Here is a 20418-nt window from a genome sequence, read left to right as displayed (position 1 = left end):
GCAACTATTGATATTCAAAATATTTTAATTATTAAGAGATTGTATTATGAAAAAATTATATATATACATACTAGCGATGCTATGTACCCTAACAGGGTATTCGCAATTGCTGCAACCTATATTTCCTGGCCCAACTCCTACTCCTATTGGGCCTATTGGTCCTATTGGACCAATAGGAGTTACATATTATAGAGATGCTGATGGGGATACATGGGGTAATCCATATGTGTCTAAAACAATAGAAAATGGTTTCTTTTTAAGAATTCCACCTACAGGCTATGTAGATAACAATCTAGATTGCGATGATACCGATCCATCTATACATGCAGGAAGTCTAGAAACAATATGGTATTTAGATTTTGATAAAGACGGACAAGGAGGTGAGAAGGATTTAAGATTGACTGAAGCAGATTTTGTATTTAAGGGGTATCCAGTTCCTTCAGTATTTTCACAAAACCCAAGGCCTCTTTATATCACAATCTCCGCAAAAACATATAGAAGGTGTCGCCCTAGAGGCCCTTACTCTTATTCTACAAAAAAAGGGGATTGTAATGATAATAACAGTGCTATTAAGCTTCAAACGTGGTATCGTGATAAAGACGGGGATGATTATGGTACAGAGACCGATACCAAACAACAATGTAATCAACCACCTGGATATGTGTTAAAAAAAGGGGATTGTAATGATAATGATGCTAATTCAATACCAAAATACTGGTATCGTGATAAAGATAATGATGGTTGGGGTAAGGCTGTTTTTATAATAACTCCTGAAGGAGGTAGTACCAATATAAAAATACAGTGTAATCAACCACCAGGGTATGTTTTAAAAAAAGGCGATTGTAATGATGATGATCCGTCTATAATACCAAAATACTGGTATCGTGATGATGATAAAGATGGCTGGGGTGTTATCGTAGATACTGCAGAATTAAATAATAGTTTTAGTAGAAAAGTAATATCATCCTGTACAAAACCTATAGGTCCGTATGTGTTAAAAACAGGGGATTGTAATGATGATAATGAATTGACACATCCAGATGTTATATGGTATCAAGATATAGATAGAGACACTTGGGGTAATGTTGCTATTACCAAAAAACAATGCAGTCAACCAGCAGGTTTTGTGTTGAGATCGGGAGATTGTAAAGATGATGATAATCAGATACACCCAGAAACTGTATGGTATAAAGATGGTGATGGAGATAGATGGGGAGATACTACTATTACCAAAAAACAATGTAGTCAACCTACAGGTTTTGTGCTAAAATCTGGAGATTGTAAAGATGATGACAATCAAATGCACCCTGAAACTGTATGGTATGTTGATGCAGATAATGATGGATTTGGAGAAGAAGGAGATATCAAACAGCAATGTAATCGCCCTATCGGATATAGCGCAATAAAAGGAGATCAATGCCCTGGTGTTTATGGCACAGATGCTGGCTGCCCTTCTGATGAGTATATCAACCCATACATCAGTGATCAAAATTTTATATACACGCGTACTCCACAAAAAGAGATTAGTGATTTATCAGAAATTCAAAAGCGACAAGACGTAATTGAGGAGGTAACTTATTTTGATGGATTTGGAAGACCAATACAACAAATAGGAATAGCACAGTCAAAAGGAGGAAAATTACATCCTTTTAAAGATATTATACAGCATTTTTCTTATTCAAGTATTGGTAGACAAGATAAAGATTATCTCCCTTATGTAGAAGGAATAGAAGACTATAGCGGGAGCTATAGAAAAGGAAACAAGGAAATTGCGTTACAGTATTATTATAAAAATCGATATCAGGATGATTTTCAAGGAGTAGAAAATCAGGGGGTCAACCCATACTCAGAACGTCAGCATGAACGCTCACCTTTGGCAAGATTAGAAAAACAAGCTGCTCCAGGAAAAGATTGGGCAATGGGTAACGGACATGAGATCAAGTTTGAACATACTACCAATACCATACATGAAGTACAAGCATTTACAGTTACTTTTACTGCTAGTGGAGAAACAACTTTAAGTAGCCCAATACCCTATTATCCTGTGGCAAGTCTAACCAAAAATATTACCAAAGATGAGAATTGGGTATCTGGTAGTGATCATACCACAGAAGAATTTATAGATAAACAAGGAAGGGTACTCTTAAAACGAACCTATAATGCGGGGCAACAACATAATACCTATTATGTATATGATGATTTTGGGAATCTCTCATATGTACTCCCACCTAAAGTAAATACTACTGATGGGGTAAGTCAGAATGAACTTGACCAACTTTGCTATCAATACAAATACGATTACAGAAACCGTTTGATAGAAAAGAAAATTCCAGGGAAAGGATGGGAGTATATCGTATACAACAATCTAGATCAACCAGTAATGACTCAAGATGCTCTTTTAAAACAAGAGAGCCAATGGCTCTTTACCAAGTATGATGCTTATGGAAGAGTTGCATATACAGGAAGTATTATAGATAATCGGGAAAGAAATGTTCTACAAACCGAACTAAATAGTTTTGTAGGATCATTATGGGTAAAACGTGATATAGCTGTTATGACAGGTGGCGTTACTATGTATTATAACAATGATGGATATCCTAATGCCCAAAATGCAGAAATATTAACCATTAATTATTATGATGATTATGAGTTTCTACAAAATACTTCATTTACAGCTCCAACTACAAGTTTGGAACAAGCAATAGCTGCAAATACAAAATCGCTAGCTACTGGTAGTAAAGTAAAAGTATTGGGAACCAGTTATTGGATTACCACAGCAACTTGGTATAATAAGCGTTTACGGCCAGTCTATTCTATTACAAAGAATGAATACCTCAATACTCAAGATGTTGTAAAAAGTAAATTTGATTTTGTGGGTAAAGTACTAGAGGAGCATACACAGCATCTTAAAGATAATAATGCACCTATTGTTACGATAGATACCTACCAATATGACCATATAGGAAGGTTATTAACACAATATCAGAAAATCAATGACCAAGCCCCCGTACAATTGGTCTTAAATTCATACAATGAGCTCGGGCAATTACAATCCAAAGCTGTTGGAGGAGGATTACAGAATATAACATATGATTATAACATACGAGGATGGCTCACTGATATTAATAAGAATAAGGATAATAACCTTGCTTTTCAGCCATCGAATCCAGACACCTCTCTTGATAAGCTGTTTGTTTTTAAGATCAATTATAATACTCCAGAGCATGGAGCTACCCCTTTGTTTAATGGTAATATAGCAGAGGCAGAATGGGAAACTGCCAATGATCATACACAACGATGGTACACCTATTCTTATGATGGGTTGAATCGCATCAATAGCGCTATAAGCAATGATGGCAGATATAACTTGAGTAATGTTACCTATGATAAAATGGGAAATATTTTAACCCTACATAGAACAGGTGCTATTGTTGAAAATATAGACCCAACAAATTCACAACACTTTGGGGTAATAGATCAACTTAACTATACATATGGTGATAATAATATTGGAAATAAATTAGTAAAAGTAACCGATGCTTCTAATAAGCCTTATGGATTTAAGGATGGTAGTACTACTAATGATGATTATAGCTATGATGCCAATGGGAATATGCTCACAGATCAAAACAAAGGCATTACAGGAATAACTTATAATCATTTAAACTTGCCTACAGCAGTTACTGTAGATAATGCTTCTAATACTGGAAATATTACTTATATTTACGACGCCACTGGAGCGAAATTAAAGAAAATCGTTACAGAGGGAAGTTCATCAACAGAGACCGCTTACATAGGTAAGCATGTCTATAAAAATGGAAATCTTGAGTTCTTTAACCATCCAGAGGGCTATGTGGAGAAAGAAGCAGATGGGTATAAGTATGTATACCAGTTTAAAGATCATTTAGGGAATATACGATTGTCCTATAAAGATGCTGATAAGAATGGTTCTATTACTCAAAGTGAAATTATAGAAGAGAAGAACTATTATCCCTTTGGGCTGCAACATAAAGGATACAATTTTGCCGTGAATGGGAGGGAAAATAACCACTTTACATATGTAGGTAAAGAGCGTAATGAAAGTCTTGGTTATAATATGCTCGAAATGGATTGGCGTCATTATGCCCCAGCTATTGGTAGATTTGTAAGTATCGATGCTCTTGCTGAAACCACAGGAGACCAATCTGTTTATCATTACGGGTATAATAATCCTATCTTTTATGTTGACCCAACAGGATTAACAGGAGAAGCTATTACAACTATTTATAAAGATACAAAAGGGAATACTCTTTTAGATACTAATGATGGTAGTGATGACATTGTAATTGTTCCTGATGCAGAATTAGAAGATTTTAAAGAGTTAATAGATGTCACTCCAACAGAAATGTCTGATACTAAAGCTTGGAACGACCATTTTAAATCAGAGTTTTTAGGTGTTACTCTTGAAGAATTGGATTTATTAGATGGTTTTACAACGCAATGGGCGAGACAAAAAGCTATTAATTATTGGCAAAACCCGACAGTAGGTAATGGAGTTGCAATGTCATTTGCAGAAGCTTTAAGTCAATGGACAGACCCACAACAAGTACTGGCAGCAGCTTCGATATTATTAGTTAGACCAAGGGCAAAAGTAAAACCTACAGAAGCTTATAATAGAAGAAAACATTATGGTAATACACCTACAAAAGCAGATCGTACACATTTTGGAGCAAATAGTAATGAAGTTATAGACCATACAACACCTTTAGTTAAACATTATTATGAAGGGGCAAATGGTAGTGCGCCAGGACATACAATGTCAAGTCAAGCGAGAAAAGCTTTTGCAAAAGACCGTACCAGAATGCAAATACAACCGAAGAAAGAATCTCACATACAAGGAGGAAAAATGTCTGCATATTCTAAACAACAAAAAAAGAAACATGGATTGTGATTTGAGAAATAAAATAATAGAACATTATGAAAAAAATTGGAGAAAACTTTCAAAGGCTGAAATTTGGGATACTGAAAAAGTTGATAAAAGATTAGATAATTTTGAAGTATTAGTTTTTAAGCCAAATAAAGATAGAGATATGTGGACGTACGCTACTTGTGGTATGTCTACAATGGAAGAAGATACTCCTATAGAATTGCATATTTTTTCTAAAAAAGAAGATAATAGTTTAATAGAGTTATTAACTGCTATAGCCTATTATCATAGAGAGATGAATTTAAATTTATCTCATACAGTTAATTTTGGTAGACCGTGGCAAGAAAAATCAAAATGTAATTATGGTTTAATATCATTACCTTATTTAGATGGGCCTAATCTAGAGAGCCTTTATATCCCTTCTTATGATGAAAATTTAAAATTTTATTGGTTGATTCCTATAACCCAAGATGAAGTAGAATATAAAAAGAAATACGGAATGGAAGGATTAGAGGATAAACTTGATGAAGTTGAATTTAATTATTTAGACCCTAACAGACTTAGTGTTGTTAGTTAAACTAATAAATAAAATTAAAATAAACCCCTACCGCGAAGCTGTGCTTCGTGGCGTCAAAGATTGGCGGGTAAGAGTAAGCAGTACGAGTAAATAAAAGCAAAGAACCAGTTACAGCAATGTAGCTGGTTTTTGTTTTAAAGTACAAATCTATCCTTTTCCAGAGTTTAGCGATATTTTTATCATTTTTTCACTAGTAACTTATTTAGGTCTGATTTTGAAATAATTAATCGAACATCTTCGATCAATAAGTTCGAACTTTGTCCCTCCGACTCCACAAAGACCTTTTTTTCAAATGCCAGACAAAATTGTCTGGCATTTTTATTTATTTTTAAAATGATCAAGAATATCTAAAATCTATAATTTTATATTCAAAGAAATCTTACCATTTATACCATCTCCTTTAATATAATCTGCTGCTCTTCCTGAATGCTGAGAATAAATAGGATAATAATCACTATTAAATAAGTTTTCTATCCCTACCAATAAACTAGTATTTTTTGTTAGCTTATATGATGTAAATATATTGGTAACAAAAGTACTTTCAACAGGAGCCTGCCCAAAAGAGTATCTTCCGTTTTCATTTTCTGAAAATCTATCCCTCTTCCCACTGATTATACTGGCTATATTTAATTCCCACTTTGATGTTACTTTATAATTAATACTACTTCTAAAAATAGTTGGACTAATTCTTAACCCACTTATATAACTATCTTCTGCATCATTGAAATCCTTATTGTTATTATTGTCTACTTTACCTTCAATAGTAGCTAATGAAAGATCTACATCAAGTTTTTGGTTAACACTAAAACCTAATTCAAACTCAAAACCATATATTTTCTCCGGTAGTCTGGCTAATTCAAAGAAACCGTTAGATTTTTCAGTATAAGTTGTACCTAATTTTGAATGACTAATAAAATAATTCCCTTTATACCTTATGTTATCGGTAATATTCCCTTCTAAACCTAACTCAAAATTATTGGTGATCACAGCCTTGGCATCTTCAATATTATTGGTTATTATGTTAGAATCTTCTGTGGTACGCAAAATTCTTCCAAGTTCACCCACAGAAAAACTTTGCGAAAAATTTGCATAAGGTTGAATGCTATTCAAAACATTATAACGTAATCCAAAATTAAAGGTAATTGCTCTGTAATCTTGTTCCCCTCCATTAATATCAATACCGCCACCAGTTGTTTCTCCATTGTTACGAAAAAGAGTAGTATAATCATCTACGGCGATATTTATAATTTCGTACCTAGAACCAGCTCTGAATATAAAATCATTATATTTTGCTTTGGTTTGAAAATATACGGCATAGTTTTTCATATCCATTTCAGGAGCAAATACCCTTCCATCTTTCATAGGTTGTGCCGTTTTGTTCCTTAATAAATCCAGTCCGTAAACGAGATTTCCGTTAAAATTATTTGAAAAACTATAGTCGGTCTTTAAATTAAATCTCAGACCACTTTGTTTGGTGGTAACACCAGGTTGTCCTGCTGATAAACCCTGTGAAACATTAGCAAAGTAAGCAAAGGAGTCATATATAGTTTTAAAGTTTTGTAAATAATATGATGCCGTTAAATCTGTGTTTTTGTATATGTTTTTTTTACTCAACGTAAATTTGAGGTTATGGTTATATTTTACTCCACGAGTTAAACTTTCTGCACCTTGTAACCCAAAGGTTCCTGTGGAAGGGGATTCTCTGTAGACTCCAACAACTGGACTTAACTCCGTTCTTTGGTTGTTACTAAAAAAATTGTACATTACTCCTACATCATACCCATTACCTATTTCATATCCAATTTTGGCAAAAGCATTGTACCATTGGGTTTCTCCTAATCCATCTCTTGGCGACAATATTTCACCATTAGCATCACGCTTAATCCCAAATTGTTTATACGTTCCTCCTAGTACATAGTTCCACTTTCCTGCTCGTCCATTGAAAAATTGTGAAAAGGAACTCCCCGAGGTATGGCTAGGTTCAGTTAAAGAAATAGAGCTACCAATAGTAGTATTAGATTCAAACGTATTGGCTGTAGTATTCTTCTTGGTAATATAATTAATTATTCCTCCTTCAGCGCCATTTCCATAGATAGAAGTTGATCCTTTTACAACTTCTATCCTTTCAATAGCTGAAGGGTCCAATAGATTCATGTTTCCTGTTACAAAAAGAGGAGATGACTGAGGTACTCCATCAATTAGTATTAACATATTTCTTCCTCTCAAGTATTGCCCTCTGGTCTGTTGCCTATTTGTTTGAATATTGGTTCCTGGAATTTTTGCTACCAAATCCGATACTACATTTGAATACTGACTGATCTGTTTAATGTCTTTTGAAGCCAGTACAGAAATTGATGAGGAAACTTCAGACAACTTTTCAGAAGTTCTACCTGCTGATACAATAATTTCTTCTAGGTTTTCTAGCGTTTTGGATAATGTAAAATTAACTTGCGTTACATTATCAGAAACAATAGTTATTGGTTTTTCTTCACTTTTGAACCCTATAGATGAAACAACTATTTTATAATTTCCTTCGGGGGCATAAAAGTTAAAGTCTCCGTTTTCGTCTGTCGACGCTCCGTAATTTGTACTTTTTAATACTACCGAAACAAAAGCTACTGGATTGCCATCTGGAGTTATTATCTTTCCTGAAACCTGTTTTTTTTCTACATCGGTTCTTATCAAGATGACATTTCCTCTAACCGCATAATAAATTTGGTGCTCAACCAAAATATCATTCAGTATCTCCCGTAAAGTTGTATTAGTGTAGTTTTTTGAGATACTATGTTCTTTTTTTAATTGAATAGATTCATAAGAAAAGTTACAATCAACTGCATTTTTGATTTTATCAAGAGCCGAGGCTATATCGTCATTTTTAAAGGTAATAGTAATTTTTTCATCAAGTATGGTAGCATTTTGAGCAAAGACAGATTGCAGGTTACTAAGTATAAGTAAAAAAAGGGTGAATTTTAGTGTCCCTTTTATAAATGGGATTACTGTATTATTTTTCATATTTTTGTAAATAGTGTTGTTTTAATTTTGCTATTAAAGCATCGAATACCAGCATAAAGTTTGCCGACGGATTGCTGGTTTTTTTTAAGTATAGTTTTTTCTCTATTCTTTCATTTCTATAATATATATTTAAAAAATTAATAATTTATTTTCTTCTTTTTTGTAATTGAAGTTAAACACAAAACTCAAATCATTCATCAAAACTTCTAAAGGAGGATTATCATAAACGCCATTGTACTTTCTGTTATGGATTCCTTCTTTTTTGACGGTAATGGTAATATTGTAAAAACGTTCTATTTCGCGAATTACTAATGAAAAGGGTTTATCTCTAAAAACTAGTTTTTTCTTAATCCATGCATTATATTGCTCGGGTTTTACTTTCTTTTTTAGTATGCCTATCTTATTTAAGGTTACTTGCTCATTCGGTAATAAGATTACTTTATTATTATAGGCAGGCAATAGCCCAGAAAACTGCACTTTACCTTCATTTAGTGTTATCGTATTGTCTTCACCTGCATAGGCATAAAGATTAAATTTGGTTCCCAACACTTGGGTTTTAGTGGTTTTAGTTTGTACTACAAAAGGATGAAGGCTATCTCTGATTACTTCAAAAAAAGCTTCTCCATCTAATAATACCACACGTTCTTTTTTATTGAAGTTTTTTGTTATTGTAAGTGTAGATGCTGCATTTAAAGTAACTTTAGTTCCATCTTCAAGTATAACTGTTTTTAACTCGGCAGCTGCTGTAGCATAAGTAACAGGTTTGTTGAAAAATCCCCAAAAACAGGAAGTTCCTAAAAGTATTACAATAGAAGCTACAATAGTCCACTTTTTAATATTAAGTATCTTTTTCTGTTTTTCAGGAATGCTATTTTTTGTTTTTGCTATCTTCTTCCAAAGTACTTTTTCTATCTCTGGATGTAAACAAACATCTATTTCGCTGTTTAGTGTATCAATCCCTCCTTTTGGGTCTAACCAGGATTCTATTTCCAACTCCTCTGTTTTAGAGCATTTTCCTTCTGCATATTTTTGTAGTAATTCTGGTGTTATTTCCATTTACTGATTTGTTATTCATATATAAAAACGAAAATACTCTGGGGGGAGACCTAGTTGTACCTAATATTTTTTTTCTGGTATTATTTAAAAACAACAACAATGTAATTTTAACACTAAAAACGAAACAGTTACACTTTACATTTTTAATAAAAAAATACATCTAGTTACTGAATAGAAATGCAAATTATTGATGGACTAAACTCTGTCTAATGTGTTTTTGTAAAAAAGAAAGGGCTTTGGTAAGGTGGTTTTTTACTGTTTTTTGAGAAATATTTAATTTTTGGGCAATTTCGTTTGTCGTTAGTTGCTTTTCACGACTTAATCGATATACCTTTTGACACTGAAATGGTAATTGACTCACTATTAATTCTAAATCACTTTCTAGAAAATGATGCAAAGCTAAATTATGGGTAACGGCATTAGTATTAAAACAACTTTCCTTACATACATCCTTTGAAGGATGTACTTTTACTTGATTTTTTGAGTTTTTCCTGTAATAATCAATGATTTTTGACCTCGTCGATTTTAACAAATAATTTTCTACTCCTGAAGTAACTACAAATTTATCCCGACGTTTCCATATAGAAACATACACATCATGAACTATTTCTTGGGACGCTTCGGCATTATTTGTTTTTGATAAACAAATAGCATACAACTTTTTCCAATACATTTTATATAGCTTCTCAAAAGCTAATTCATTCATTAAATGATATGTCTTGGTATTGGTAGAAATAATCCTTACTTTTTCTAATCAACCTTAATGATATATAGTACCATGGTTAAAAACTAAGGGCAAATATATATTTATTTAGATTTGTTCCAAATAATATACAGCATAAATAATCGTTCCTGAAGCATCTATATTATATATTCTTAGTTTATACGAGAAATCAAAATAATGCATACCATAACTTGTTTAAAAGACTTTTGCTTAAAAAAGCAGTAGAATACATTTCATTTTTAAGCTCTATATTAAGATAATTAACCGAATAACTTCCACCAAAAAGTTCGAACTTTGTCCCTCCGACTCCACTAAAAAGGATAATTTAATGGTTGTAAAACTTTGGTATATAGAGCATTTATAAAACAGTTATAAAAGCTTAAACCCCTTGTAAACAAAACACAAGGGGTTTAATTATGTTAAGCATTAATTATAGTTTTATAATTTTAATAGTTTTTCTTTAAAAATAACCCTTGAATTAAGATCTTTTACAACAATGAAATACAAATTTTTGCTTAAAGAGCTTAAATCTAAAGCTTTTTTACCTCCTTCTTCCTTAATTTTTAGATGCGCATCATATACTTTTCGTCCGTTGAGATCAAGAATATTAACTTCTAAATCATTTTTATAAAAATCATTGGGGATTTTTATAAATGCTATGTCTCTAACAGGATTGGGGGATATAATTATTTTTTGTTTTTGTAATGTTTGATGTGTCTGTTTTATTTTATTACTAGTAATCTTAGAAACTGTAAAAAAAGTATATTCAGGTTCCTCTTCGTTATATTGTGATTTGAATACCCAATATCTACTTGAACCAAAACTCTCATTATCAAATGTTACTTTTTCTGACCAAAAAGTCCATTCTTTACTTTCGATAGCTCCTCCCCATTCTTTAAATAAAGTTCCATCAGGAGTGTATATTTGTCCCTTAAGATTATCTCCTACTTCTGCATCATGAAAATATGTTACAAAATTTCGCTCATCCCCTACTTTAAAGTCTCTATCCTCTATTATAGTATTATGAAAAAAATCTCCATTAGGGTTGAAATCAAGTATTTTCAAACCTAGTATTTTTCTATACTCTACATAAAAATAAGTTTTAGAAACACTTACATCTCCTAATTTTGACTCATAATAATACCATCCTTCATCTGTGGCCCATACATATCCCCAAAAATTTCTATTTCTTATTGTACGTTCTACAGTACCAGGGTCCCATCCAAAAAGGAGTTCATTATTTTTTACTTTTCGAACTTCATTTTCAAACTTTAATTCTGGTGTTTGATTTGCTATATAGGAAGTAACCCATATTTGATCTCCACTTTTAAAATTATATTGAGAGTAAATTGTTTCTGGATCACTACATTTAGTTACAGTATCTACTCCATTTGGAATATTATTAACTCCCCCTAATGTTATAGGGTTAAGTTTTGGGTAATGACGATGAACTCCTCCTCCAATTACAATAGGGTTAAAATAATTTTGTTTTACTTCCCATAGATCAAGAAGGTAAGGATCTAATGTTTCTCCATTTTTCTCTATTTCAAAATGTAAGTGTGGAGCATCAGAATAGCCAGCACTCCCTATATAACCAAGAAATTCTCCTTTTCTTACTCTCTGCCCTACCATTTTTTTAGTTAATGAATATTTTTGCAAGTGAGCATAAATAGTTATTGTACCATCATAATGTTTTACTTTTACAACATTCCATGGTGAATTCCCGTCAATATCAGATAACAAACCACAATTTCGGTCAAAGTTTCCATCTATTTTTTCTATAATAATTCCATCTTCTGCTGCAACCGCATAAGCCAACCTCATGTCCATTGAAAGCCAAGGGTAAGGCCAAAGTGCAAAATCTGTACCTTTATGACTATCATATGTCCATTTTCCTTCTCCCCAATCTTTAATTGAGTTTACATTAGGATCTTGGTCAACATAATTGGTTATAAAATACAAAGTATTATATCCATTTGGCAAGTATTCTAATTGAATAGGAATCTGAAATTTTAGTGGACAATAATTTTCACTAAACTTATTTGGTCTATTATTTAAATATTCAGATTTTTTTTCTAATTGCTCCTCCAAATCAGTATATGAATGCGATTGAATCGCAAAGGCACTAACTGCTATAAATATGGCTAATAAAAATGTTGCTTTTTTCATGACATTGGTTTTTATAATTGTTTTACGTGTGTAATTTTTGTTCTAATATTTTGTAGAATTCTTCTTCTTAAAAAAAATCCTTATTTTTTTACATTTTTAGCCTTTTAAAAAAAATTCAAAACTCAATTCTCTTATTGTTAAATTTTCAGAAGAATAATTATCGTACAATGTAAATCGAGGTAAAAACTTACGAACTTTGTCATCTAATTTTATTTTGTTTTGCTCTACTAGTATTGCAATAGCAGTAGATGTAAAAACTTTTGTGTTTGATGCAATAGCATAATAGCATACATTGTTTTACTATCAGGTTTTTGGGAGTTTCCTTCTTTCACAACTCCATACTCCTTAGCAAGTACTATTTGCCATCTTTAATAATACCAACTGACATTCCAGGGACATCTTTTTTTTATTGCTTCTTCAAATAAGATATCTAATTCTCCTACTGATTTTTGAGCATATACAGATAGTTGCATTATCAATATCGACCATATTAAAATAAATGCTTTCATATTTATTTAAAGTGTTTTGGTTACCAGTAATTTTCTATATCTGATCTATACTTTTAATAGCAATTAATCATTATGCAAATTCAGAAATAATAAGCACAAAAAATAGTATGAAATTGCCTTTATCATACTATTCGAAGGTGATAGAGCTACTAATTATTATAAGTCATTCACTATTCTTTTTTTATTACGTTTCATATCACTATAGAAGCATATTTTTTTGGAGTAACTCCAATAACCTTTTTAAAGTTTTTAATAAAATGACTTTGATCAAAAAAACCAGTTTCATGGGCTACTTCTGTAGATGATATTTTTTTCAATAATAGTTTTTTGGCTTTCTCTATTCGTAAATTGAGTATATACTGACGAGGAGGGAGATCGTAGTACTGTTTAAATGTTTTTATAACTCCATCTCTTTTCAATCCAGTAATAGACGATAAGTATTCAAGAGATACATCATTTAAGTAATTTTTATGTATATGTTTTCTTATTTCATTAGCTACTTTATATTTATAAGGCATAGCAGTTATATTCTTTTCATAAACAGTACCATACTCTTTAACTAATAGCTCTAGAAATTTTATTAAATTATCATGATTATAGCTATCCTTGTTTTTATCTAATAGACTGTAAAAGGCAAATTTAGCAATATCATACAAAATTTTATTTTCTATAATGTTTTGGCTAAAATAAGGAGGCTTATTATCCTTAAAATCTATATTTACTAAAGCTTTTTTCATGATCTCTACAGGAATATACATTGTCAAAAAACTCCAGGGGCTTGTACCAACAGCTTTTCCAGTATGTACTTCATACGGATTAAAAACTAAGATAGATCCTGAAGATAGTACCAAATTAGAATTACTATTAGAATAATCTCCTATTCCCTTATCTATTAATATAACAGTATAACTCTCATGAAAATGAGGTTTAAAATTATGAGTAGTAAATGTTCCCATGAGGAGTTCTAAATTTTCTAGATAAGTACACACTGCGTGAGAAGCTATGTTATGAGGTTTTTCCATATCTATTAATTCATAATATTCGCCTCAATACTTTGGTAACATTTGACATATCTAATCCAATAATGATACAACAATCGCATAAGTTCTGTATCAATTTCTGAATATTGCACTATTGTCGTCCAATCATTAATTTCTATAACAATTTTATCCAGCTCACGTAAAAGAAATATCGTTGGAACTCCTATTATAACTATTTTCATATTAGGTTTCCATTTTCTGATTATTGGTATAGCATCACTACATTCAAACCCAAGTACTATTTGATTAAGCCTGTCTATTACTTCTTCCTGAAAAGGGTCAATATTTCCGCTATAAATACTATTTTCTGAGGTGTTACTTTTTGAGTAAGTACAAGTAAATAGAAGTAAAACTCCCCCTGTTATGTGTTTTTTCATAAATCATGTTTAAAGAAAAATATTCTTATTATTGTATGATAATCATTCTTTATCATCTTGCATAAACTTCTGTAATAGTAAAATTTCCATCGGTAGGATGTGAACATTGATAGGTTACATTGATTTCTCCTTGTGGAGTATAAGTTCCGATTCCTCCTGTAATATCAAAGATATAACCGCCAGGGGTCGTATATCCATTGATTGGAACTACAGTTACAACATCCGTTGTACAAGAAAGCTCAAAGAAAACTGGTTGAGTATTTTCCCATCCATAGAAATTGGTATTAGAAAGCAATAATGGAGTATCAGGGTCTGTAATTAATGTAAAATCTGCACGACCATCCCAATCCCATGAATACCCAAAACTATCACCTGTTTGTATAATATAGGGGAGCGCAAACTGTGCTATATTCACCGTACAAATCCCCCCTGTTTTTGTATATGTTTCGGTAATGGTAAAATCACCATCGGTAGAATCTAAACATTGATAAGTTACATTAATTTCTCCTTGAGAAGTATATGTTCCTGAACCACCAGTAATATCAAAAGTATAACCTCCAGAAGTAGTATATCCTACAATTGGTATTACATTTATGGTATTGTCTGTACACGAAAGTTCGAAAAATACAGGTTGAGAATCAGTCCATCCATAAAAATTAGTGCTAGACAATCTATTGATTATGTTTGGATCTAACTGCAACGGAAGGTTGTTTCTTCCATCCCAACTCCAAGAATAGCCAAAACTATCACCAGTAGTAATACTATAATCTCCAGAATATGGAGTAAAATCTTTATTGCAATCAGGAACAGGTAGTTTTTTAATATTGAGAGTAAATTTACTTAAGTTAACTCCAGATTCTTGATTTGTGCCATTGGCTTCTATCTGAAATGTAGCTATTACTTTTTCTTGATCTTCAAACTTATTTGGATAAATAGTAATTTCAAAATTAGTACTACTACTATTTGCTGGAATGCTAACTATAGAAGGAAAATTAATCTTTTTTTCTGACGAAGTTATATTTGACTCATCTAACTTAATATTCGCAATAATTGCAGTTGTTTGTTGCTGCCCTATTAATTGAATAGTAACCATAATCGTTTTTTCTAAGACCTCATCATGAGCAAACTCTGCTGTTGCTTCTTCTGATGAAAAAGCAAGTATTGAATTACCTTCATAGAGGTAATTTTCTTCTTCAACACAAGAATATATATTTATAACAATTAAAAGTATGAGCCATATCTTTTTCATAATATCTTGTTTTTTTTGATTAATAACCAGGGTTCTGTATAAGGTTCTTGTTAACATCTGTTTCTGAAACAGGTATATTTGCAATTACTCTAAAATCTTCATAAGAGATATTACATTCTTGTTGACAATCTATTTCTAACATACCTTTAGGAATATCAAGTCCTCTTCTTTTGAGATCAAATATTCTATGACCTTCAAAAGCTAATTCTATTCTTCGTTCCTCTAATATGTTATTGATAACTTCTTCCTTGGAACCAATTAATATATTAGATAAGCCTACTCTATTCCTGATTTTATTTAGGTCACTTAATGCTGCGGACAAATCATTATTTTCAGCTAGAGCCTCAGCCCTATTTAATAAAATTTCAGAGAGACGAATTATAGGAATATTGTCTAGTCCAAATGCACCTTGATAGCCTAAGTATTTTCCAATAAAATTTACGTTTTCTCCAGATTTAGTAGTTGGTATATATAGGCTTAATCTTAGATCATCAGTTTCATGTAGGTTGTATAATTTATCTCTTACAACAAAATCACCATATCCAATACCTGTCTCGTTATCAATATAAAAAAGTCCTTGTAATGAATTATTTAACCCAGGATTCTCCAAGGCGCTATAAGATAACCCAAAGATTGTTTCTGAAGCTTCAGAAAATATTAACGTATACCCATCTGTTTCAATATCAAAATCTACATTTTGAATAACATAATTTGCAGCTTCAATAGAATTTCCCCAATCCTTCTGATAAAGATACACTCTTGAAAGTAGTGCTTGTACAGCTACCTTAGAAGCTCTATTGGGTGTTACTTCATTACTATTTATTAAATTAAAAGCATTATTTAAATCTGCAATTACCTGATGGTATACTTCATCAATAGAGTTGCGAGCAGGCAACCCAAATATATCATTAGGATCAGTAATAATTGGTATTCCCATGGGGTCTCCTACCAAATGATTAGGATTGCGAGCATAAGCTCTAACCAGATCAAAATGTGCAAGTGCTCTAAGAAAGAGAGCTTCGCCTTTTAATTGTTTTTCTTGACTTTCTGTTGCATCTTGTAAATCATCTACACCAGCTATTACAAAATTGGCAGAATTAATAACTTCATATGCATTTTGCCAAAATGAAAAATGTGTATACGGTTGATTCTGAGATACTCCATTTAATCTAGACGTATTATTTATAGTTTGTTTGATATTATCGGCTAGACCATCAGCAATAACAATAAAATCTCTTTGGTAATAATTAACTCTACGAAATCTATCATAGGCTCCTAATAATGTTGCTTCTGCACTTTCAAAATCACTAACGGCTCTTTCATTAGATATTCTATCATTTGGTTCAGTTTCTAAAACATCATCACAGGCTACGAAAATGCACATCAGTAGAATAGACCTGATTATATTTTTATATGACTTTTTCATAATTTAATCTTTTTAAAATCCAATATTAACTCCTAATATATATGACTTAGCTTGGGGATAATCCCCAGTATCATCTCCACCTAAAAGTTCAGGATCTCTTCCTGAATATGGAGTATAGGTTAAGAGATTGTTTCCACTTAAATAAACTGTCATACTTTGAAGGTGTAAATTTTTTAATAAAAGTTTTGGAAAATCATACGAGAGGTTTATTTGTTTCATACGGATATAATCTCCTTTTTCAATATGTTTAGAACTATATGCATTGCCTGGTCGTGCATCATAAACAAAACCATTTAAAGCGATAGGAACATCAGTAATATCACCTGGTTTTTGCCACCTATTCAGTTCACTACGTTGTTGATTTCGATCAGTAAAACCTCCTGAAGCTTTTGTAGAAAATGCCAAACGATTTCTAATATAATTACCTCCTGAATATTGAAATAAAACCGAAAGTTTAAGTCCTTTATATGAGAAATTATTAGTAAATCCTCCATAATAAGTAGGAATACTTCCACCTACAACCACACGATCATCATCTGTAGGGTTAAAGGTAAGCTCTTCGTTTCTATCATAATACATGGGCCTACCATCAGCAGGATTTACTCCTGCCCATCTAATGGTATACCACGCCCCTAAAGACTCACCTACTCTATGGGCTATACCAAAATTACCATCATTAATTTGGTCTACTTCACCAGATAAAGCTTTTATTCTATTATCAACAGTACTCAAGTTAAAATCGGTAGACCATTTAAAATCTTTTAGCTTAATATTTATGGTATTAAGAGATAATTCGATACCACGATTCTCTATCTCTCCAATATTATCAAAAACACGGCTATAACCACTAGTTGTAGCCAAAGGTCTTTCTAACAAAAGGTCATTAGTAATTCTGGTATAATAATCGGCTGAAATACCTATACGGCCATCAAAAAAACTTGCATCGAATCCAACATTAAGAGTTTCTGATTCTTCCCATGATAAATTAGGGTTTGCCACTGTATTAGGTAACAAAGTACCTCTTCCAACAAATGTACCTGTTGTAAAGAATCCTCTTGAAGCAAAATTATCAACGTTAGCATTACCAGTAACTCCATAACTTCCTCTTATCTTTAACTCTGTGATAACATCCTGAAAACGAGACATAAATTTTTCTGAAGATATAAGCCATCCTAGAGAAAATGCTGGAAAAGTACCCCATCTATTATCTTTACCAAATCTTGAAACTCCATCTCTTCTGATTGTTCCTGAAAAAATATATCTATCATCAAATACATAATTTATCCTTCCAAAAACACTAGCCATTCGCCATTCTGTATCAAAACCGTCTATTTCCTGCACAGAGGCATTCCCTTCAGAAGTTAATGATGAAACTGTAAATTCAGTTCCTGTTGCTGAAAAGAAACTTCGCTTTTCTTGTCTATAATTTACTCCAACAAGTACATCAAATTTGTGAACATCATTGAATATATTATCATAAGTTAATAACTGATCTGTTTGCCAGTTAAGATTTCTATTATTACTAGTCACTATTTCTCCATTTGAACTAGCGCCTACATTGGCTTTTGGACTAGCAAAATATTTATAATTATTAGTAAGAAAGTCTAATCCAAATTTTGATTTATAAATCAAATTTTGAAAAACTTCATAATCCGCAGAAAAAGAAGTCAAAATTTTATAAGTGGTTGAGGATTCATTGAAAAGACTAGGATCGTCATTTACTAGAGGGTTTTCAGAATATAACCCAAAAAGAGGTTCTCTTATAGCCCCATCTTCATTATAAGGATTATTTGTAGGAACAATAAAAGCAGAAGCAATAGTTGGGTTGTTAAAGAAAAACCCATCATCTCTTGTAGCTTGGTTTTGGGTAAGACTAAAATTAGTAGACAAACTAGTTCTAAATCTAGTACCTAAACCATTATCAAGATTAAACCTCAAGGTTCCACGTTCAAAGCCAGTACCAACTACATGTCCTTCGGTTTTATTATATGACCCTGAGGCAAAATATCTTGTTTTCTCTGCACCACCTGATACAGAAAGCTGATAGTTACTAACCAATGCTGTAGTAAATAATAAATCTTGCCAATCATAATTAGGAGCATTTGATGGGTTTCCTAAAAAAGCTAATTGATCCTGATATTGAATGCTATTTATTCCATACCGATTAGCATAACCTTCTAATACTAGTGCAGTCCACTCTGGGCCTGTCAAAAGATCAAGCCTATTTATCACACTGTTAACTCCCCAGTGTGCATTTAAGTTTATTTTTGTCCCCCCCCCTGTTGTTCCTCTTTTTGTTGTAATGATTACTACACCATTTGCGGCTTGAGCTCCATATATAGAAGCCGAAGCATCTTTTAAAATGTCTATAGAAACTATATCATTAGGGTTAATAGTTGATAATACATTTTCTTGTGTATTAACCTGTGAAAACTGACCTTGAACTATTTGTACACCATCTACTATGTATAATGGACTATTACCTGAATTTATTGAACCTATTCCACGAATTCGAACTTGAGTTGCTCCTCCTGGCGCACCAGAATTAACGATTTGAACTCCTGTAGTACGCCCTTGTATAGCTTTATCAAAACTTTGAATAGGAGTATTTTCTAATTCATCAAAATCGATCTGTGTAATAGCTCCTGCAATCTCTCTTCTGGTTTTCGATCCATATCCAATAACAACAACTTCTTCTAATTTACTGGTATCCTCTTCTAATATTATTTCAATTGTTGAAAGGTCTTTTATTTGAACTTCTTTATTTTTAAACCCAACATATGAAACTTCTAATACTACTTCATTATCAGTTAACTTGAGACTAAAAGCACCATCAAAATCAGTAATTACTCCATATTTAGTGCCTTTTACCAATACAGAGGCTCCCATCAGAGGGTATCCATTTTTATCCTTAACAGCTCCATTAATAGTAAATTGTTGCAAATTATTTTTTTTGGAAGAGGAAATTGAATTTTTTCCTTTCTTGTTGATGTGTACACCTTCTTTTTCAAGCTTTTCAATCTCTGATAAGTGATACAAAGCTTTTTCAAGATATTTACGCCCTCTTTTTGTATTCTCATAAACCACATAATATTTGTTTTCAAAAGACTTGTAATTAAAATTCGTTTTCTTGAGCAATTGCTTTATGGTAACATCTATTTTTTCACTATCAACAATATCAAAATCAACTAATATCTTATCAAGTTCTCCTGAGTTATAGGTAAAAAAAACTTGGTACTTCTCACCCAATTCATCCAAAATCTCTGAAAGCGGCCTATTTTGTGAATAATTTTTAGCCTCCATTGGAAAAATTCCTATTATAATAAAATAGCAACAGAAGAAGACATATTTAAAATCTTTTCTCATAATTAAA

General features: G+C 32.0%; 13 protein-coding genes. 2 read left to right on the top strand and 11 right to left on the bottom strand.

Translation table 11 applies throughout. The features are described 5' to 3' along the window. Window positions 1–46 precede the first annotated feature (46 nt). Both DG508_RS00310 and DG508_RS00305 read left to right on the top strand, forming a co-directional pair. Complete coding sequence (locus DG508_RS00310; protein WP_108866238.1) at window positions 47–4930, top strand: DUF6443 domain-containing protein; 4884 nt, start codon at window positions 47–49, stop codon at window positions 4928–4930. Next, complete coding sequence (locus tag DG508_RS00305) at window positions 4920–5483, top strand: suppressor of fused domain protein (RefSeq protein ID WP_159090557.1); 564 nt, start codon at window positions 4920–4922, stop codon at window positions 5481–5483. The genes DG508_RS00310 and DG508_RS00305 overlap by 11 nt, the downstream gene beginning before the upstream one ends. A 354-nt stretch (window positions 5484–5837) precedes the next feature. Here the strand turns inward: DG508_RS00305 and DG508_RS00300 are convergent, their stop codons facing one another. From DG508_RS00300 to DG508_RS00255, 11 genes are all read right to left on the bottom strand, one after another. Continuing rightward, on the bottom strand, window positions 5838–8495 hold the full coding sequence (locus tag DG508_RS00300; RefSeq protein WP_108866236.1) for a TonB-dependent receptor domain-containing protein: 2658 nt from the start codon (window positions 8493–8495) through the stop codon (window positions 5838–5840). A 129-nt stretch (window positions 8496–8624) separates the two neighbouring features. Continuing rightward, window positions 8625–9551 carry a FecR family protein gene (locus DG508_RS00295; protein ID WP_108866235.1) on the bottom strand — a complete coding sequence of 309 codons (927 nt, stop codon included), beginning with the start codon at window positions 9549–9551 and terminating at the stop codon, window positions 8625–8627. 184 nt (window positions 9552–9735) lie between these two features. Next, the gene (locus DG508_RS00290; RefSeq protein ID WP_103867214.1) at window positions 9736–10257 is read right to left on the bottom strand and encodes a sigma-70 family RNA polymerase sigma factor; all 522 of its coding nucleotides are present in this window, start codon (window positions 10255–10257) and stop codon (window positions 9736–9738) included. 456 nt (window positions 10258–10713) lie between these two features. Further along, window positions 10714–12444: a peptidoglycan DD-metalloendopeptidase family protein gene (locus DG508_RS00285; RefSeq protein WP_108866234.1), complete on the bottom strand. Its 1731-nt coding sequence runs from the start codon at window positions 12442–12444 to the stop codon at window positions 10714–10716. Between the two features lie 96 nt (window positions 12445–12540). Next, complete coding sequence (locus DG508_RS21435) at window positions 12541–12720, bottom strand: serine hydrolase (protein WP_108866324.1); 180 nt, start codon at window positions 12718–12720, stop codon at window positions 12541–12543. Between the two features lie 92 nt (window positions 12721–12812). Further along, the gene (locus DG508_RS20910; RefSeq protein ID WP_159090555.1) at window positions 12813–12953 is read right to left on the bottom strand and encodes a hypothetical protein; all 141 of its coding nucleotides are present in this window, start codon (window positions 12951–12953) and stop codon (window positions 12813–12815) included. Between the two features lie 191 nt (window positions 12954–13144). Continuing rightward, window positions 13145–13975, bottom strand: a complete 831-nt coding sequence (locus tag DG508_RS00275) for an AraC family transcriptional regulator (protein ID WP_108866233.1) — start codon at window positions 13973–13975, stop codon at window positions 13145–13147. 5 nt (window positions 13976–13980) lie between these two features. Next, window positions 13981–14370, bottom strand: coding sequence for a hypothetical protein (locus DG508_RS00270; RefSeq protein WP_108866232.1), 390 nt, complete (start codon window positions 14368–14370; stop codon window positions 13981–13983). Between the two features lie 52 nt (window positions 14371–14422). Beyond that, window positions 14423–15619 (bottom strand): hypothetical protein, encoded by a 1197-nt coding sequence (locus tag DG508_RS00265; RefSeq protein WP_159090553.1) that lies wholly within the window; start codon window positions 15617–15619, stop codon window positions 14423–14425. A gap of 19 nt (window positions 15620–15638) precedes the next feature. Continuing rightward, window positions 15639–17045, bottom strand: coding sequence for a RagB/SusD family nutrient uptake outer membrane protein (locus tag DG508_RS00260; RefSeq protein ID WP_108866230.1), 1407 nt, complete (start codon window positions 17043–17045; stop codon window positions 15639–15641). Between the two features lie 12 nt (window positions 17046–17057). Continuing rightward, entirely contained in the window at window positions 17058–20411 is a 3354-nt protein-coding gene (locus DG508_RS00255) for a SusC/RagA family TonB-linked outer membrane protein (protein ID WP_108866229.1), read from the bottom strand. Window positions 20412–20418 lie beyond the last annotated feature (7 nt).

The sequence above is a fragment of the Aquimarina aquimarini genome, assembly GCF_900299535.1.
Taxonomy (GTDB): Bacteria; Bacteroidota; Bacteroidia; order Flavobacteriales; family Flavobacteriaceae; genus Aquimarina; species Aquimarina aquimarini.
Note: the sequence above shows the minus strand (reverse complement) of the source record. Positions and strands in the feature narration are given on the sequence as shown.

What these genes read in the sequence shown, in the direction of transcription:
- DG508_RS00310 (WP_108866238.1), top strand. Translation starts at nt 47, where the DNA reads ATGAAAAAATTATATATATACATACTAGCGATGCTATGTACCCTAACA.
- DG508_RS00305 (WP_159090557.1), top strand. Translation starts at nt 4,920, where the DNA reads ATGGATTGTGATTTGAGAAATAAAATAATAGAACATTATGAAAAAAAT.
- DG508_RS00300 (WP_108866236.1), bottom strand. Translation starts at nt 8,495, where the DNA reads ATGAAAAATAATACAGTAATCCCATTTATAAAAGGGACACTAAAATTC.
- DG508_RS00295 (WP_108866235.1), bottom strand. Translation starts at nt 9,551, where the DNA reads ATGGAAATAACACCAGAATTACTACAAAAATATGCAGAAGGAAAATGC.
- DG508_RS00290 (WP_103867214.1), bottom strand. Translation starts at nt 10,257, where the DNA reads ATGAATGAATTAGCTTTTGAGAAGCTATATAAAATGTATTGGAAAAAG.
- DG508_RS00285 (WP_108866234.1), bottom strand. Translation starts at nt 12,444, where the DNA reads ATGAAAAAAGCAACATTTTTATTAGCCATATTTATAGCAGTTAGTGCC.
- DG508_RS20910 (WP_159090555.1), bottom strand. Translation starts at nt 12,953, where the DNA reads ATGAAAGCATTTATTTTAATATGGTCGATATTGATAATGCAACTATCT.
- DG508_RS00275 (WP_108866233.1), bottom strand. Translation starts at nt 13,975, where the DNA reads ATGGAAAAACCTCATAACATAGCTTCTCACGCAGTGTGTACTTATCTA.
- DG508_RS00270 (WP_108866232.1), bottom strand. Translation starts at nt 14,370, where the DNA reads ATGAAAAAACACATAACAGGGGGAGTTTTACTTCTATTTACTTGTACT.
- DG508_RS00265 (WP_159090553.1), bottom strand. Translation starts at nt 15,619, where the DNA reads ATGAAAAAGATATGGCTCATACTTTTAATTGTTATAAATATATATTCT.
- DG508_RS00260 (WP_108866230.1), bottom strand. Translation starts at nt 17,045, where the DNA reads ATGAAAAAGTCATATAAAAATATAATCAGGTCTATTCTACTGATGTGC.
- DG508_RS00255 (WP_108866229.1), bottom strand. Translation starts at nt 20,411, where the DNA reads ATGAGAAAAGATTTTAAATATGTCTTCTTCTGTTGCTATTTTATTATA.